Origin of the sequence: Pantoea sp. BL1 (assembly GCF_000963985.1) — a bacterium.
Classification (GTDB): Bacteria; Pseudomonadota; Gammaproteobacteria; order Enterobacterales; family Enterobacteriaceae; genus Pantoea; species Pantoea rwandensis_B.
Genome location: NZ_JZRH01000015.1, coordinates 13,263 through 29,351 on the forward strand (window position 1 = coordinate 13,263; position 16,089 = coordinate 29,351).

The following is a 16,089-nucleotide window of genomic DNA, read 5'->3' on the forward strand; positions in this document are numbered from 1 at the left end:
TCGTATCATTAAGAGAAAATCGGCAGCAACTTAGCGATACGGCAGAAATATATTTTCCGTGACGCATCGCTTATTTGATGGTTTTCTGTGTTTGTTGAAGTTCTGGCAACAGACTGAATTTAATACGCTAATTATTAAACCCTATTAATGAGTGTGCCATTGATAAGATGTCTGGGCAGCCGTAATCCTTGTTTTCAATTAACGCTTCGCTTGAATCAGGTGAAAGATCCCTTTACTCAGTTTTCATGTAAGCTTTTTGTAAAGATATTTCAGCATGACAAAACGTGATGGCGGGCATAGTATGGTGATATTCACCGGTAAATAATGAGCAAAATAGACGCAAAATGGCGGATATTCTCCTTAATGATAATGAAGTTATTCTTTTGAGTTCAGCATTGCTATCCGTACCAATGGAATGGGCGAGTGCAAATGAGCATAACTAACGAATTTAAGCCAGACTGCATCACGCTCCAGGCACTTCGGACGCCGGATATCTGCCGTGACGATGTACTGAGCAAATTCACTGATTTGGTCAGTAAAACGCTGGATGTTCCCAGCAGTTTCATCTCAGTCCTTGACGATGATTTCCAATACATCAAAGCTGCTCACAACTTTAACGTCGGTGAAACGTTGCGTGCCGATTCTTTGTGTCAGTACGTGGTAGAAGGGGATCAACCGCTGGTGGTGCCCGATACCCAACTGGACGCCTGTTTTTCCGTCAATCCTTTTGTTATTGGCGAACCTTTTGTTCGTTTTTATGCGGGCGTGCCACTGAAGAGCCAGGAAGGGCTGGTCTTAGGCACGCTGTGCGTGGTTGATAGCAAACCACACACCTTTAGCGCTGAAAAGCTGGCGACGATGACATTGCTATCACAACTGGTGATTTCCTTTCTGGAAGCCTGGCATTCTGTCGGTTTTACCGATCTGGTTACAGGATTGCCTAACCGACAGCAACTGATTCGAGACCTGCAATCCTTGCGTAATGCGGGTGATAACACACGGTATCGATTGGTGTTGATCGACTGCATCGATATGCCGCGAGCCTATGAGTTGGCGCGTTCGTTGGGCATGGCGCCAGTCGAAGGGCTGCTCAAAGATATGGCAACGTTACTGCCGCTACGTTTGCGTCCCGGCAAAAATGAACTGCTCTATACCGTGGCAACCGGGCGGTTCGCGCTATTAACCCAACAAGAAAGTCCATTGTGCGCCGAGTGGATTGCGCGACGCATGGAAGGCGTACGCGCCGAGATTGGCGAAGGTTTATCGGTCGATTTAGCGACGCATACCGGTGAAACCCTCTTTTCGCCGTCAGAAATTTCCGCTCAGGAAGCGCTGCGTCGAGCCGTTAGTGCCTTGCATGAAGCCATTTGTCGCGGGATCCCGTGTATGAGCTTCAGTGAGAAAAACGATGAGCGGCGTACGGATGACTTTACTCTCGTCAACGATTTGGCCACTGCTGTACGGCACAATCATGGCTTGTATCTGGTGTTCCAGCCGAAAATCTGTCTGAGCAGCGGTTTACCGATTGGTCTTGAAGCGCTGATTCGATGGCGCCATCCCACCCGAGGCGAGCTTTCTCCTTCAGTCTTCATCCCGCTCGCGGAACAAACCACTCTGCTGCAAGAGATCACCGAATGGGTCATTGATAAAACCATTGAGCGTTTGAAGCGGCTCAACGGACAAGGTATCCAGTTGCCTGTCACGGTGAATGTTAGCGTACGCGACTTTAGTCAAGAAAGTTTTGCCGACAGACTCGAAAGTAAGATGATCAAGGCACGCCTGCCGACGAACCTGCTCGGCATTGAGTGCCTGGAAACCGAGCGCATCATCGAAAGCACGGCAGCAATCATTGGCCTGGAAATGTTGAAACTGCGCGGTTTCGGTATTGCGCTGGACGATTTCGGCACCGGCTATAGCAATATCAGTTATCTGCGAAAAATGCCTTTGGATGTGGTCAAACTCGACCGTTCGATTGTCGGCGGACTTGCCACGGACACCGCGTCACGCATCATCACTCGCAGTATCATCGCCATGCTTAAAGAACTGGATTACGTGGTGTTAGCTGAAGGCGTGGAAAATCTTGAGACGCTTGAAGCGTTAAAAGAATTCGGTTGCGATCAGGCGCAGGGGTTCTTTCATTCCCGCCCATTACCTGAAAGCGAACTGGATAATTGGTTGCGCTGGAAATTAGGGTGATACCTCTGTCCTGACGTCATCGGTTCCTGCTTCACCCATTGCCAGTGCACTGGCGCTGGCGGGGTCAAACAGCGACAGACTCTCGATTTGATCAACCATAATGACTTTGCGAAACTCTAAAGCCGATTTGGGTTTTGACATAAAATCAATATCGTGTTCGTGGTACCAGCGGCTGTAATTGTGTTCAACAGCGAGGTTGAGCGTGCGCGCATCGCGATAACCGCTGAGCATCGGTATTAATACAATGTTAGCCGTGCTGGCATATTCGAAAGTGGCGGCATGAATCATGCCAATGTAGATGCGTCGGGATTTTAGCGTTACCCAGGCTAACTCACCTTCTTCCATACACTGCAACAACATCTGCTCAATGCCGTTCGAACGCGACAATCGCTGATAGAGGTCGCGGCGGCTGCTGGCGGTTAATCGCGCGCTACCAGCCCAGTTAGAACGATACACACAAAACAGCAGGGCAAAGGCGAGCATAATCACTACCGGTGCCTGAATACCCAGAAAGCTCCATGTCATAAAATCCACATGCCAGCGGGCGTGTACGAGACTGCTAAGTGCAAACGTGTTGTTGAGTGCTGAAGCGGCGAGTAAGATCAGCCAAACGATCCCCGTTGCAAGCACACCCTGCAAGACGAAAATACAGCCATAAAGCGCAATGAGAAAATAGACATCCCAGCCAAATGACCGTTTTATTTTTAAGCGACTCGACATGTCGCGGCTGGTATACCAATAACCACACACCATCAGCACCATAAATATTGCCGTTCCCATTTAAATACCCTTCAACGTTTTGACATGATGGGAAAAATCGCGTTGCACCTTTGGGCTTAAAGGATTAACCGAAGCGTTACCATCTTCATCAATAATGATTCTGTCGCCTTCCTGAATAGATTCTTTCATATCTTCCTGACTCATGACCTGGAGCAATGACTCTGGGCTGCTAAAGAGGGAAGTAACAAAGTTAATCATGTTAATTTCCATTTTTCTGGGATGAAAACAGTATGGCACAGAGCCAGTTGTTGTTCTGGCTTCTCTCATCATCAAAGGGGATGTTTTTGAGCTTTACAGATTAATCCGGTCATCTAATGTATTTAAGCGAGGCCGCAATCTGGGAAGAGATATTATTACCTGATGTTAATCCCTGATAAAAATTGATTTGTATTGCAAATAATAGACTATAGTTATTAAGAAACTATTAATGAGGTAATTTATGAAAAATCATAACGAAAATGAGCAACGTAATAGTGAAGGTAATACGCACAAAAAGCTACCTGAGGCGGACCTTTATGCAGTGAATGCTCATGAAAAAGCTGATCATCCTGCCAAAGATAATCCTAAAGATCATGGAGAGATCCCTCGTACACGCGATGACAGTAAAGATCACAAACATGATCCTTTTCAGGACAAATAACATGTTTGAAACGGGATTGGATGTTTGCGTACAGCAATAAACCACAGAGTATTAAATAATGTGAGAGGGAGTTACCTCAGCCAGTATGGCATGGCTGAGGTGTGCCTATGATCGGATCAAGGTTCATCTATTCTTGAGACTTTTAGATGAGCATTATCTCCTTTACCAAAGACTTTACCGCTGACTCGCACTTTATCCTCAGCATTGAAGGTTTTTCCCTTAAAAGTAGTGATCGGTGCATCGATATTTACCGTGCCGGAACTGTCTCGGAATTGATAGGTATCGCCTTTAATCTTATGGGTGATGTAGCCTTCAAGCGTGACATACCCACCCTGACGAAAGTCTTTTATCAGCGTCACTGGGGTTTCTGCCGTATCTTCAGAGCCTTTATAACCGGCATCCTCCTTATTTTGTGGCGGTGGCGTTTTACCGGGCTCAAAACCTCCCTTTTCAGCGTGAGCCCCGAAACTCAATGACAACATTAATGCAACCCATGCAGCTTTATGCATATCTCATCTCCTGAGATGAATGTCTAATACTTAAGCCTGGCACAAATGAGGGAGAGTAAACGCAGCCGCAGAGTAATAATTTCATTTTTAAATCTTCTTTAAACGGCGAAAACTGTGGATAAGCAGTAGCTTGAAAGAAAATACCTCGTTTTAATGTGAGGGACATTGTGCACTAAGATTTTAAAACGAGCGATTGATTAGATTTCGTTTTTCAAACTGAGGGCCAGTGATAAACGAAGCATGTAGTTTAGAAAACTCACTTTACTAGTCGCGGTTAGTTTTTAAAAAATATTTTACGCTTGTTTCACATAATCGGTTATTTAGTGCATCGCTTTAATCATCACCTAACTAAACTACCTATACCCAATCAGGGTGAATGGAGGTATGTATGTCAGAACGTCCAGATCCAGATGATGTGAAGCCACTGCCTGGCGACGATTTGCCTTTACCCGATGAAGAAGACGATGAGACTGACGATCGTGGCTTACCTGATGATCAAAAACCCATTATCTGATTCTCAATACAGAGCCGCTGCTGCGGCTCTTTCGTTCTATCTGAAGGTAAGTTTTGTTACAGAACAAAGGTTCAATCATTGGATGATGTATCATCTTTGATGTATTGCCGCATCGCTTCATGCATAGCACGATTACGATCTACCTCAAGTCCGCGCTCTTCATACTCTTTAGCCATGTTAATAATGACTTCATCGTACTTACCTTTGAAGCTAATGTTATTCAACGCAACCTGTTTAATCATCAGTTCGCGCAATACATCGGTTTCAATTTTTAACCGCTGCACGGTTTCCTCAAGTTCCTTTATTCTCTCTTCAGCTGACATCATCGCTCCCTATTAAAGTATGTTGATTAAGCAAGCCACGGTATTGAAATGAATATCGCATTGAAATGCTTATAACTCAAGCCTCTGCTCCTCAGTTTGAATAAGCGAGCCGTAAAGCACAGATGGGAGAGCAATAGCTTATTGTTTGGTTTATATTCACGGCGCATATTTACGACCCGCCTTGATGACGCTGTAGCGCTGGAACCTTTTTATGATGAACATCTTCGCCCTGATTCTGGCCATTGCTGTGATTTTTAGCGGCCTGAGTTGGGCATATAGGCTTTGCGTTGTCTCTCGCGTCAACGTTGAGAAGAAAAAAGCAGAGTCCTCGCTCATGCAGCAGAGCCTATCCAAACGTCTTCCGGGCTGGCTGGATACGCCCGCATCGCTCTTTCCGTTGCTTGTCATCGTGTTACTGGTTCGGGCTTTTGGCTGGGAGCCTTTTCGCATTCCTTCTGGCTCCATGATGCCAACCCTACTCACCGGCGACTGGGTGCTGGCAGACAAGTATTCATACGGGCTGCGAAATCCATTCAATCAGAAAACGCTGCTTTCCACCGGACACCCTCAACGCGGTGACATTGCGATATTTACGTTTCCTCAGGACGAAACGCAGTTGTTCATTAAAAGAGTCATCGGTTTGCCCGGCGACAAAGTGATATTCAATCCAGCCACACAACAGCTCACTGTTTTCCCTTTTTACGAGGACAATCAATCTTGTGCACCTGCGCTAGCCATTGACTATAGTGCGCTCAAAGCGGGCGAATTCGTCGAGACTGCCGGAGCGCATCCGGGCTTCTATGCCAGGCCCATTGGCAAGGAAAAGCCCTCTGAACAGCGTTTACTGATGGGCACTGAAACGCTGGCGGGGGTGACGCATCGCATTTTGCAGAAACCTGAATTTACTGTTTCAGCATCGACGTTTTTCCATCAATCAGGCCATCAGCCTGGAGAGTGGGTGGTGCCGGCGGATAGCTATTTTATGATGGGTGATAATCGTAACAACAGCTATGACAGCCGCTATTGGGGTTTTGTCCCTGAGCCTAATCTGGTGGGCAAAGCGGTGGCGATTGGATTCAGCATGGAAAAACAGGAAGGGCAGTGGCCGACAGGGTTGCGGTTAGCTCGCATCGGGCGGATCCATTAAGAGGAGATGCCAGTCCCTGGCAGAACAAATCCTAAAGCGCTTTACTCAGACTTTGTTGGAGGACGGCGACTTATCTTGCCTCCTTTCCGACCCGCTTCAACGGCGCGTTCAGGATCGTTTCTGAAGTTGCCTCCACTGGCTTTGCCTCCCGCTTTGCCAGCTTCTCTTGCCCGTGCCGGATCGTTAGCAAAATTCCCTGCACCGCCTCTGTAGCTCTGTTGTTTCATAGGAAGACCTCATATCAATGTTCCGTGAGAGATAAGGACTAGCTAGTCACTCCATAATTTTAGTGCGCGACTGCGGCTTCGCCAGCGCGGGATAATTAATATTTTGTAGTCTTTATCGCACAAAAAAAGAAATGTTATCCGATTTAAAATAGCCACTAATCACGATTAAATGATTTTTTAAATTGTTTAAGTAATAAATATGAAAATATTAAATGTTGAAGCCAATTTCTGGGCCGCGCTTGGCTTAGAAAAGCTATTGATATCTGCTGGTTACCAATTCTTATCCTGCACATCTTTATGTGATGCAAAAAAAATATTAATCGATCAATCAATCGAAGTGATGATTATTGAGTTAAAAACCGAAGCGGATGATATTGAATCTTCCTATACGTTTTTACGCCTGTTGCAGGCACTTTATCCTTGTATCCGCGTGTTGGTATTGACTGACATTAAAGATGCCGCGCTGCTTAATTTTCTTGCCCATGAATTTCATTCGGTTTTATTTCTGACAAAAAAAGCCTCATTAGCCAGCATTGTTCAAAACGTCAATATACTCGCTGAGAAGAGACCTCATACCTCAACACGAAGCCGTGTGCCTTCGCTCTCGCTGCAGGAATTTCACATGCTGAAATGGCTTGCCCGATACAGCAGTCAGCAGGACATTGCCTTGCGTGTCAGACTGAATAACAAAACCATCAGTCACTATAAGCGATCGATTTACGCTAAACTGAATTGTGAGAATAATGTTGAGTTTCATCATCGGCTTACGCAATACGGGTTTAATCGAACTCATGTCGATTAATACTTCCACTGACGTTGTCCCTCTCTCATGACACCTGTTATGCCCGGTCAGTAAATGGCGTCTTTTGCCTGAGGCTTGAGAATTCCGGCCCGCAGGAGGAAGATATTCCCCTTTGCCAGGGCCGGGAATAGCCATGCTGATCACTTCCGAAAACACGCGCACTTTTAATACGGATACCCGACTCGCCTGTACGCTGGCGGCCGTGGCGGGCGCGCTGAACACTGCTGCATTTGAAACCGTCGGTTTTTTCTCAGCCAACATGACGGGCAACGTCTCGTCACTGTCCGACCATTTGGCGAAAGCGAATCTGCACGTTGGATTGTTCTTCCTGCTGATCGTGCTGCTTTTTATCGCCGGTTCTTCAGTTTCGACCCTGATCATCAACTCCGGCCGCAGACGACAAATTCGCGGGATTTATGCCATCAATATCCTGCTGGAAGGCGTGGCATTATTAGCGCTAGGCGTCATTGAGAGTTGGTTCAGCTTTAGTGAATCGGGAGTACTGCTGGTTCTCAGTTTGAGTTTTTTGATGGGATTACAAAACGCCGTGGTGACAAGAATTTCCAACGCACGCGTGCGCACCACCCATGTCTCCGGTACCGCCACCGATATTGGTATTGAACTGGCCATGTTGTTTGATGTGCTACGCCGTAAAGAGTCCCCGAAAGATGCACCGCTCTATATCGAACGTTTAAAACTGCATTTCTTCACGGTGATGGCATTTCTGTTCGGCGGCGTGCTGGGTATTCTGCTGCTCAACGCACTGAGCTATAAACTATTAATTTTGATTGGCGTGATGCTATCTGCACTCGCTTTGTCTGCATTACAACGTGCCGGACATCTACTGCACTCCTGAACAATAATTGACGTCCCTCACATTTCTCAGCGTGTTTTTAGAAAACTGCTTGCTACTTTTTGGCAATGCTCAGCATGATAACCGGCGTTAAGGATTGTTACTGTTCGGCAGGCAAAACCTGAGGCGCGCCCTTTCTCGATAGCAGAGGGCGCGCCTCAGGTTTTTTTTTGCGCGAAATTCGGGGCGTTTTGCAGGAGAAAGGAAGATGCAATATCAGGAACTGGCAGATGACATTGTGGCAGGCGTGGGGGGAAAAGAGAACATTATCAGCGTGATGCATTGCGCAACGCGCCTGCGCTTCAAATTAAAAGAGCGTCAAAAAGCGCATACCGCCGAGTTAAAAAATAATCCTGGCGTCATTATGGTGGTAGAAAGCGGTGGACAATATCAGGTCGTCATCGGCAACCAGGTTGCGGAGGTCTATCGCGCGTTAACGGCACGCTATGCACTCGATCGTGCCGACAACGTGGAGGACACTACGCCACAAAACCTGTTTGCCCGTTTTATCGATCTGGTTTCCGGCATTTTTACACCGTTTATTGGTGTGATGATTGCGACAGGCATCATCAAGGGACTGCTGGCGTTGGCGCTGGTGCTCGGTGTGATGGAATCGAGCAGCGGTAGCTACAAAGTGTTGTTTGTCGCCAGCGATGGCCTGTTCTATTTCTTGCCAATTCTGCTCGGCTATAGCGCCGGGAAAAAATTTGGCGGTAACCCCTTTGTCAGCATGGCGATTGCCGCAGCGCTGGTGCATCCATTAATTCTGGAAGCGATGCAACAGCAGCAGGCAGGAAAGCCACTGACCTTTGTGGGTATCCCGCTGGAAATCCTCAATTACAGCTCCTCGGTGATCCCGATTATCTTTGCTGCGTGGGTCTCAAGCCTGATTGAGCGTTGGGTACATCCGCGTTCACCCGGCGCGGTGCGCAACTTCACGACGCCGCTGGTGTGCTTGTTAATCACCGTGCCGCTCACCTTTCTGGCCATTGGCCCAGCCGCGACCTGGCTCAGCCGCTTGCTGGCAGAAGGCTATCTGTGGATTTACAGCCTCAGTCCGATGATGGCGGGGGCGGTGATGGGCGCGATCTGGCAAATCTGTGTGATATTCGGCTTGCACTGGGGCCTGGTGCCGATCATGCTTAACAATCTGGCTAACTTCGGTCACGACACCTTACTGCCATTACTGATGCCGGCGGTATTAGGGCAGGCGGGCGCGACATTAGGGATCTTCCTGCGCACGCGTGATATCAAACTGAAAGCGATGGCGGGTTCGGCGTTCACCGCCAGTATTTTTGGCATCACCGAACCGGCGGTGTATGGCGTCACGCTGCCGCGTCGTCGTCCGTTTATTTTCGGCTGTATCGGTGGCGCGCTGGGTGCCGCCATTCTGGGCTTCTGGCACACCACCATTTACTCCTTTGGTTTCCCCAGCATTTTCACCTTCATCCAGGTTGTGCCCTCGACAGGTCTTGATGCCAGTGTGATGGCATCCTTTGCCGGTGCCCTGGTGGCGCTGATTTTTGCCTGTGTCATGACCTATGTGTTTGGGTTGCAGGAGTCCGCGCCTCCGTCCGCTGTGGCGGAACCCGTAGCCGCACCCGCAACATTGACGCGTCGTGAAAGCGTCGTCAGCCCGATGGCGGGGGAAGTGTTATCACTGGAAAAAGTCAAAGATGAGACCTTCGCGAGCGGTTTACTCGGCAAAGGCGCGGCCATTCTGCCGCAAGTGGGCCGCGTGGTGTCGCCGGTCAATGGCGTGGTTTCTTCGATGTTCCGCACCGGACATGCCATTGGACTGACGTCAGATCAAGGCGCGGAAGTGCTGATCCATGTTGGACTCGATACCGTAAAACTCGATGGGCAATATTTCCATCCTCAGGTGCAAAACGATCAGCCGGTGAAAATAGGTGACGTGCTGCTGGAGTTTGATATTGAGGCGATCAAAAGCGCTGGGTTTGACCTCACCACACCGGTGCTGGTGAGTAACAGTGATGATTTTATTGATGTGTTAACCCTGAATAACAGCGTGGTGAGTGAAGGCTCGCCGCTGCTGGCCGTGCTGAAATAACCAAGGAGCAAGTAAATGACTACACGTTTCCCGGATGCATTTTTATGGGGTGGCGCCGTTGCCGCCAATCAGGTGGAAGGTGCCTGGCAGGAGGGCGGTAAAGGGTTATCGACCTCGGATCTGCAACCTAAAGGGATTTTCGGCGCGCGCGTTGAACGCAGCGGCGACGATTTTGGCATCAAAGACACGGCGATAGATTTCTATCATCGCTTCCCGGAAGACATCAAGCTGTTCGCGGAAATGGGCTTTACCGTGCTGCGCACCTCGATTGCCTGGACGCGTATCTTCCCGCAGGGCGACGAAGCACAACCCAACGAAGAGGGGCTGGCCTTTTACGATCGTTTATTCGATGAGATGGCAAAGTACAACATTACGCCATTAGTGACATTGTCACATTACGAAATGCCGTATGGCTTGATAAAAAAATACGGTGGCTGGGGCAATCGCATCACTATTGATTGTTTCGAACGCTATGCGCGCGCGGTGTTAACTCGCTTTCAGCATAAAGTGAAGCTGTGGCTGACGTTCAATGAAATCAACATGTCGTTACACGCGCCCTTTACCGGCGTCGGCTTGCCGGAAGAGAGCGATCAACAGGCGATCTATCAGGCCATCCACCATCAGTTGGTGGCGAGCGGTCGCGCCGTGCGAGCCTGCCATGAGATTGTGCAGGACGGTAAGATCGGCAACATGCTGCTGGGGGCGCTGCTCTATCCGCTCAGCTGCCGTCCGGCCGATGTGCTGGAAACCCTGCAGCAGAATCGTGAGTGGTTATTCTTTGGTGATGTGCAGGTGCGCGGCGCCTATCCGGCATACATGAAACGCTTCTTTGCCGATCGCGGAATCACGGTCTCCATCATCGATGAAGACAAACGTGACCTGCAGAACACCGTGGATTACATCTCCTTCAGTTATTATATGACCGGTTGCGTCACCACAAATGAAGAAGAGAACCAGAAAGCGCAGGGCAATATCTTGTCGATGGTGCCTAATCCGCATCTGGCCAGTTCAGAATGGGGCTGGCAGATTGATCCAGAAGGGCTGCGTATCCTGCTTAACATCTTGTATGACCGCTATCAGAAGCCACTGTTTATTGTGGAAAACGGATTGGGTGCCAAAGATGTGGTTGAGGCCGATGGCAGTATTAATGACGATTACCGTATCCAGTATCTGAATGATCACTTAGTCCAGGTGCGGGAAGCCATTGAGGATGGTGTGGAAGTAATGGGCTACACCTGCTGGGGACCGATTGACCTGGTCAGCGCCTCCAAAGCCGAGTTCTCTAAACGTTACGGATTTATCCATGTTGATCGCGATGATGCAGGCAACGGTACGCTAGAGCGTTCGCGTAAAAAGAGCTTTTTCTGGTATCAGGACGTCATTCGCAGCCACGGCGCGGTCTTGAAATAACTTCTTTAACGGGCGCGCAGGCGCCCGTTTTCACGCCTCGTCGGCATCTTCCTGCAACGCTAAGGTCTCTTTGCGTACCCGCTCAATATGGATGGTGAGAAACATGCGCTCTTCAGCAGACAGGGCATAGCGGTATTTTTGCTGGATGTGGCTGTCGATCTTCAGCGCGCATTGATAGGCAATGGGATATTTATCGCGCACCACATCGTGCAAAGACTCATCTTCACTGCATACGCCGCGTTTTCCGAGCATGCGCTGGGCAAAAAACTTCAGGTGGTTGACGAAGCGGTTGTAGCTCAGGCTGTCGGTGCGGTAATCCAGCTGCAACCGGTACTTCACGATATGCAAAATCTCCTGCATAAATTGCGTCACGTGAGAGACATCGGCAAAATCACTGCCCAATTGTGCATTGACCAAATGCAGGGCGATAAAGCCCGCTTCATCGTCAGGCAAGGCCACATTGAGACGTTTGTCTATCAATGCCAGTGCTTCCATGCCAATCGCGAACTCTTTTGGATAGAGCGTTTTGATCTCCCACTTCAGTACATTGCGAATCGGCATGCCCTGCTGATGGCGCTCAATGGCGAAATGACAGTGGTCGCAAAGCGCAATCGAAAGGCTCTCATGCAGCGGCTGACCCAGCTGTTGACGTGCATTGGCGATGATTAACTCGCTGGTGGTGATGACTTCCAGCGGGATGTCGGAAAGCAGTTCGCTGAGCCTGCCTGTCAGAGTGTCACTTTGCAGAGCGAAGACTTTCTCAATCTGTTGCGTATCCAGCGCATCACCCACGCGCTTCTGAAAAGCCAGCCCGCGCCCCATGACGACCTGTTCTTTGCCTTTTTCGCCCAGTACGACCACGACGTTGTTATTGAGGATCTTCGCGATTTTCATGTTTTATCTGCCCTGAAAAAGAAAAAACCTGACCCACCGGGAGGGCGGCGTGTCAGGTTTTGCCTGCGTTTGCACGCAGTAACAATCTGGCGAGATCATAAGCGGCTGCGTGATTCCGACAAGCGAGAGAGCGGTGATATGTGAGTTACGTCATGTTTTTGCGCCGCTGGAGACTCGTCACACGGGAGACCCTTCCGTCGCTATCTCGGTTTTTGCCAAAACGCGCCGATTGATGATGCGCAAAAGCCTGTGCGAAAGCGAAACGTAAAGAAACAATCGGCATCGCTGATCCTCTGGAACGGGCGCTGGATGGGCGTTTTGCACCAATTCCGGGCGCCAGGTAAGGATATTCGTAAGGATAGCGTAAAGAAATGATCTGGTTTTCATTAAAGGTTTGCCTTAAGTCGCCGATAGTACCGTAACGTCAAAATAACAGGAGTGAGTGGGATGACCGGGATATCAAGTTTAGGCGTCGGTTCTGGCATGAAGTTGAGTGACACGCTAACGGCCCTGAGCAGCGCAGAAAAGCAAGCTTTGGTGCCGATTTCAAAACAGCAATCGGCCGCAACAGCAAAGCTTTCTGCTTACGGCACGCTGAAAACAGCCATTCAAGCTTTCCAGACGGCGAACACCAAATTAAAAGACGCCGCCTTGTATACCGCCACCAGCACCACGGCGAGTTCGACCGCTTTCAGTGCCGATACCAATGGCAAAGCGTTAACCGGCAAATACACCATCGCTGTCGATCATTTGGCGCAGTCGCAGACGTTAACCAGTGCGGCCAAAACCGATATCAAAGCGGCCATCGGCAGCGATGACGCCTCACGGACCCTGAAATTTGTCACGGCGGAGGGGAAAGAGAAAAGCATTACACTGACCAAAGATCAGACCTCTTTGTCCGCGATTCGCGACACGATTAACAAATCGGATGCAGGTATCAGTGCCAGCCTGATCAAGGTTTCCAGTACCGAGTACCGACTGTCATTAACGTCCACGGCGACGGGCACCGACCATGCCCTGAAATCCCTGAGCGTGACCGGCGATGACACGCTGCACAGCTTCATCGGTTTCGATGCGGCAGATAAAGACCACAGCGGCATGACACAGAGTGTGGAAGCCCAGAATGCCAGTTTGACGGTTAACAATGTGGCGATTGTCAGCAGCAGCAATACCATTACCGATGCGGTGGAAGGGATTACGCTCAAGCTGAATGATCAAACCAGCGGCAACCAAACGCTGACGGTGAGCAGTGATACCAGCAAAGCGAAGACGGCGATTACCGAATGGGTAACCGCCTATAACTCGCTGCAGGACACCATGGCGAGCCTGACCAAATACACTGCGGTCGATGCAGGTGCGGATCCGGACAGCAAAAACGGCGCATTGCTGGGCGATGGCACCTTACGCAACATTCAGACGCAGCTGAAAAGCATTCTGGCGAATGCCTCAGGGTCGGCAGTGTATAAGACGCTGAGCCAGGCGGGTATCACCACTGACCCAACCAATGGTCAGTTAAAGCTGGATGCGACGAAGCTGGCGAATGCGCTGCAGGTAAAACCAGAAGCAATCCGGGATATGTACACTGGTGATGGTAAGAAAACCGGTGTCACTACGGTGCTGGATACCACACTCAGTACTTTCCTGAGCAGCAAAGGGGTCTTGCAGGGGGCGACTGATACCATCAGTAAAAAGCTCAATCACCTGACCGAGCAATACAACACGGCGAGTAAGCGTATTGATGACAAGATTGCGCGTTACAAAACCCAGTTCACTAATCTGGATAAGATGGTCAGCGTGTTGAACAACACCAGTAATTACCTCACCCAGCAGTTTGATAACACCAGCAGCAAGAAGTAATTAGCCAGCTAATCTGCCTAAGTCAGGGCGCACTCTGCGCCCTGAAACTCTTTTTCATCTCTGCAAAACGCCTCTGCTAACACCTGTTTTCTCGCCAAATAGATAAGTGAGTGCTAATGTATTTGGTGTCTATTCCTTTTGCGGAGCTACGCTATGCGCTACAGCGATACCGAAACCCCTCAGCCGCCTTCTGCTGCGCCGCTGAATCCCTCGTTGATGGAACATCTGATCAACGCCCGTAAGATCTTCATTACCGGCACCGTGGATGAAAAGATGGCGAAAGAGGTGGTGCAGCACTTACACATCCTGGCAGCGATTAATCACCAGCCGATTACCGTATTTATTAACTCTCCTGGCGGACATGCGGAATCCGGCGACATGATCTTTGATGCCATCCGATTTATCGCGCCGGAGGTCATCATGATCGGTTCGGGGTGCGTCGCCAGCGCCGGTGCGCTCATCTATGCGGCGGCCAAAAAGGCGCATCGTTACGCGTTGCCCAACACGCGTTTCCTGCTGCATCAGCCGTCTGGTGGCATGCAAGGCCCCGCCAGCAATATGCAAATCTACAGCAATGAGATCGTGCGTATGAAAAACCGTCTTAACCTCATCTTCGCTGATGCCACCGGGCAGCCAATCGAAAAAATCGAGCAGGATACCCAGCGCGATTTCTGGTTGAGTGCGGAGCAGGCGCTGGAATACGGTTTGGTAAACAAAGTGATCATCACCGAGCAGGAAATTGCGGCAGATTATCTTGCTGCTTAAATAAGCCAGTGCTAATGTCATCGACATGATTGAAAATGCGATATTCAAAGCACTGGCGGATCCGACCCGTCGTGCCATATTTGAAAAGCTGTCGGTGGGGCGCATGAATGCCACGACGTTGCGCGACGGGATGGAGATCAGCCAATCGGCGATGTCTCAGCATCTCGCGGTGTTACGGGGTGCGGGGCTGGTGCGTGAAGAGCGGCAAGGGCGCTTTGTGAACTATGAAGTCGACCCGGTTGGCATGACGTTTCTGGTCAACTGGATAGCCAGGTATCGTGCGTTTTGGCCGACACGCATTGATGCCTTGAAAAGTTTGCTGAAGGAAATGGACCAATGAGTGAAGCCGAGACAGCGATCGAACGTGTTGAAGAGTATCAACTGGACGCGCCACCGGAGAAAGTGTGGCGCGCCATCAGTATCGCCGAATACCGGGAAGCCTGGCTGCCCGATGCGGTATTAGCTGACGCTGAACCCCTTGCCTGTGAACCTGGCAAAGCGGTTCATTATCGTATGCGCGATGACACGTCCCCCTATCTGGAGAGCGAGGTGTCGTTTATGATCGCGCCAGATAATGCCGGTGGCACCTTGTTGACCATTGTGCATCGCCTGAGCGACCCGCGCCTGCAAGCAGCCAACGATGGATTCAGTCCACTCATGCTGGCCGCCTAGCAAAATTGGTTAATCATCGACAGCAGCATCGGTTTTAAGTTGCTTAACTCCTCCAGATGCGCCAGCGAGAGCGACTCCAGAAGTTGCTCCGCTTCCGCCGTCAACCGCAAAAAGGTTTTGCGCTGGTCAGCTTGATCCGGCTCGCGTAACACCAGTCCCGCCTCTTCTAAACGACTTAATAAACCTGAAGCACTGTGCGGTTTTAACATCAAACGCTCTGCCACATAACCTACAGTGGCGTTACCCAACGCGGTACCGCGAATGGTCAGCAGGGCCTGGTGCTGTTGCGGCGTTAACCCTACGCTGCGTGCCTGCGTTTCACTGAAGGCCATAAAGGTGCGCAAGGTGGCGCGGAAGTCCGCCAGCAGCGCGTAATCGGCATCTTTCATTTTGGGTTGTGACATGTTGAAAACCTTTCTGCATTGAATT

Annotated in this window: 19 protein-coding genes; 12 read left to right on the forward strand and 7 right to left on the reverse strand. The window is 49.8% G+C overall.

Going from position 1 to position 16,089, the window contains the following annotated elements; all coding sequences use genetic code 11:
- Window positions 1-423: 423 nt before the first annotated feature.
- Complete coding sequence (locus tag VH86_RS08790) at window positions 424-2,196, forward strand: sensor domain-containing phosphodiesterase (protein WP_045832647.1); 1,773 nt, start codon at window positions 424-426, stop codon at window positions 2,194-2,196.
- Here VH86_RS08790 and VH86_RS08795 read toward each other — a convergent pair.
- Window positions 2,188-2,976 (reverse strand): hypothetical protein, encoded by a 789-nt coding sequence (locus VH86_RS08795; RefSeq protein ID WP_045814534.1) that lies wholly within the window; start codon window positions 2,974-2,976, stop codon window positions 2,188-2,190. The two genes, VH86_RS08790 and VH86_RS08795, sit on opposite strands and share 9 nt — an antisense overlap.
- The gene (locus VH86_RS08800; protein WP_045832648.1) at window positions 2,977-3,174 is read right to left on the reverse strand and encodes a hypothetical protein; all 198 of its coding nucleotides are present in this window, start codon (window positions 3,172-3,174) and stop codon (window positions 2,977-2,979) included.
- Between the two features lie 241 nt (window positions 3,175-3,415).
- On the opposite strand from VH86_RS08800, the gene VH86_RS08805 reads away from it, so the two are divergent.
- Complete coding sequence (locus tag VH86_RS08805; protein ID WP_045832649.1) at window positions 3,416-3,616, forward strand: hypothetical protein; 201 nt, start codon at window positions 3,416-3,418, stop codon at window positions 3,614-3,616.
- Between the two features lie 116 nt (window positions 3,617-3,732).
- On the opposite strand, the gene VH86_RS08810 is transcribed toward VH86_RS08805, so the two are convergent.
- Entirely contained in the window at window positions 3,733-4,125 is a 393-nt protein-coding gene (locus VH86_RS08810) for a YgiW/YdeI family stress tolerance OB fold protein (RefSeq protein ID WP_045832650.1), read from the reverse strand.
- Between the two features lie 388 nt (window positions 4,126-4,513).
- Here VH86_RS08810 and VH86_RS26275 point away from each other — a divergent pair, with 388 nt between their 5' ends.
- Entirely contained in the window at window positions 4,514-4,639 is a 126-nt protein-coding gene (locus VH86_RS26275) for a hypothetical protein (protein ID WP_255352476.1), read from the forward strand.
- Between the two features lie 71 nt (window positions 4,640-4,710).
- Here the strand turns inward: VH86_RS26275 and VH86_RS08815 are convergent, their stop codons facing one another.
- On the reverse strand, window positions 4,711-4,962 hold the full coding sequence (locus tag VH86_RS08815) for a hypothetical protein (protein ID WP_045814538.1): 252 nt from the start codon (window positions 4,960-4,962) through the stop codon (window positions 4,711-4,713).
- A gap of 211 nt (window positions 4,963-5,173) precedes the next feature.
- Between VH86_RS08815 and lepB the strand changes: the two genes are divergently transcribed.
- On the forward strand, window positions 5,174-6,109 hold the full coding sequence (lepB, locus tag VH86_RS08820) for a signal peptidase I (protein ID WP_045832651.1): 936 nt from the start codon (window positions 5,174-5,176) through the stop codon (window positions 6,107-6,109).
- A 41-nt stretch (window positions 6,110-6,150) separates the two neighbouring features.
- Here the strand turns inward: lepB and VH86_RS25040 are convergent, their stop codons facing one another.
- Entirely contained in the window at window positions 6,151-6,336 is a 186-nt protein-coding gene (locus VH86_RS25040) for a general stress protein (RefSeq protein WP_072016973.1), read from the reverse strand.
- Between the two features lie 199 nt (window positions 6,337-6,535).
- Here VH86_RS25040 and VH86_RS08825 point away from each other — a divergent pair, with 199 nt between their 5' ends.
- The 4 genes from VH86_RS08825 to VH86_RS08840 all read left to right on the forward strand — a co-directional run bounded on the left by VH86_RS08825 (window position 6,536) and on the right by VH86_RS08840 (window position 11,472).
- Entirely contained in the window at window positions 6,536-7,138 is a 603-nt protein-coding gene (locus tag VH86_RS08825; protein ID WP_045832652.1) for a LuxR C-terminal-related transcriptional regulator, read from the forward strand.
- A 133-nt stretch (window positions 7,139-7,271) separates the two neighbouring features.
- Window positions 7,272-7,994: a YoaK family protein gene (locus VH86_RS08830; protein WP_045832653.1), complete on the forward strand. Its 723-nt coding sequence runs from the start codon at window positions 7,272-7,274 to the stop codon at window positions 7,992-7,994.
- Between the two features lie 205 nt (window positions 7,995-8,199).
- Window positions 8,200-10,062 (forward strand): PTS beta-glucoside transporter subunit IIABC, encoded by a 1,863-nt coding sequence (gene bglF, locus VH86_RS08835; protein WP_045832654.1) that lies wholly within the window; start codon window positions 8,200-8,202, stop codon window positions 10,060-10,062.
- 15 nt (window positions 10,063-10,077) lie between these two features.
- Window positions 10,078-11,472 carry a glycoside hydrolase family 1 protein gene (locus VH86_RS08840; RefSeq protein ID WP_045832655.1) on the forward strand — a complete coding sequence of 465 codons (1,395 nt, stop codon included), beginning with the start codon at window positions 10,078-10,080 and terminating at the stop codon, window positions 11,470-11,472.
- A gap of 30 nt (window positions 11,473-11,502) precedes the next feature.
- Here the strand turns inward: VH86_RS08840 and licT are convergent, their stop codons facing one another.
- Window positions 11,503-12,366, reverse strand: a complete 864-nt coding sequence (gene licT / locus VH86_RS08845; protein ID WP_045832656.1) for a BglG family transcription antiterminator LicT — start codon at window positions 12,364-12,366, stop codon at window positions 11,503-11,505.
- A gap of 447 nt (window positions 12,367-12,813) precedes the next feature.
- Here licT and fliD point away from each other — a divergent pair, with 447 nt between their 5' ends.
- The 4 genes from fliD (at window position 12,814) to VH86_RS08865 (ending at window position 15,660) form a co-directional block, all read left to right on the forward strand.
- Window positions 12,814-14,223, forward strand: a complete 1,410-nt coding sequence (gene fliD, locus VH86_RS08850; RefSeq protein WP_045832657.1) for a flagellar filament capping protein FliD — start codon at window positions 12,814-12,816, stop codon at window positions 14,221-14,223.
- Between the two features lie 153 nt (window positions 14,224-14,376).
- The gene (locus VH86_RS08855; RefSeq protein ID WP_045832658.1) at window positions 14,377-14,988 is read left to right on the forward strand and encodes an ATP-dependent Clp protease proteolytic subunit; all 612 of its coding nucleotides are present in this window, start codon (window positions 14,377-14,379) and stop codon (window positions 14,986-14,988) included.
- Window positions 14,989-15,013: 25 nt separating this feature from the next.
- A complete protein-coding gene (locus tag VH86_RS08860) occupies window positions 15,014-15,328 on the forward strand; it encodes a helix-turn-helix transcriptional regulator (protein WP_045832659.1) in 315 nt (104 codons plus the stop codon).
- A complete protein-coding gene (locus tag VH86_RS08865; RefSeq protein WP_045832660.1) occupies window positions 15,325-15,660 on the forward strand; it encodes an SRPBCC domain-containing protein in 336 nt (111 codons plus the stop codon). Before VH86_RS08860 ends, VH86_RS08865 begins: the two co-directional genes overlap by 4 nt.
- Here VH86_RS08865 and VH86_RS08870 read toward each other — a convergent pair.
- Window positions 15,657-16,064 (reverse strand): MarR family winged helix-turn-helix transcriptional regulator, encoded by a 408-nt coding sequence (locus VH86_RS08870; protein WP_082082842.1) that lies wholly within the window; start codon window positions 16,062-16,064, stop codon window positions 15,657-15,659. The genes VH86_RS08865 and VH86_RS08870 overlap by 4 nt on opposite strands.
- Between the last annotated feature and the right edge of the window lie 25 nt (window positions 16,065-16,089).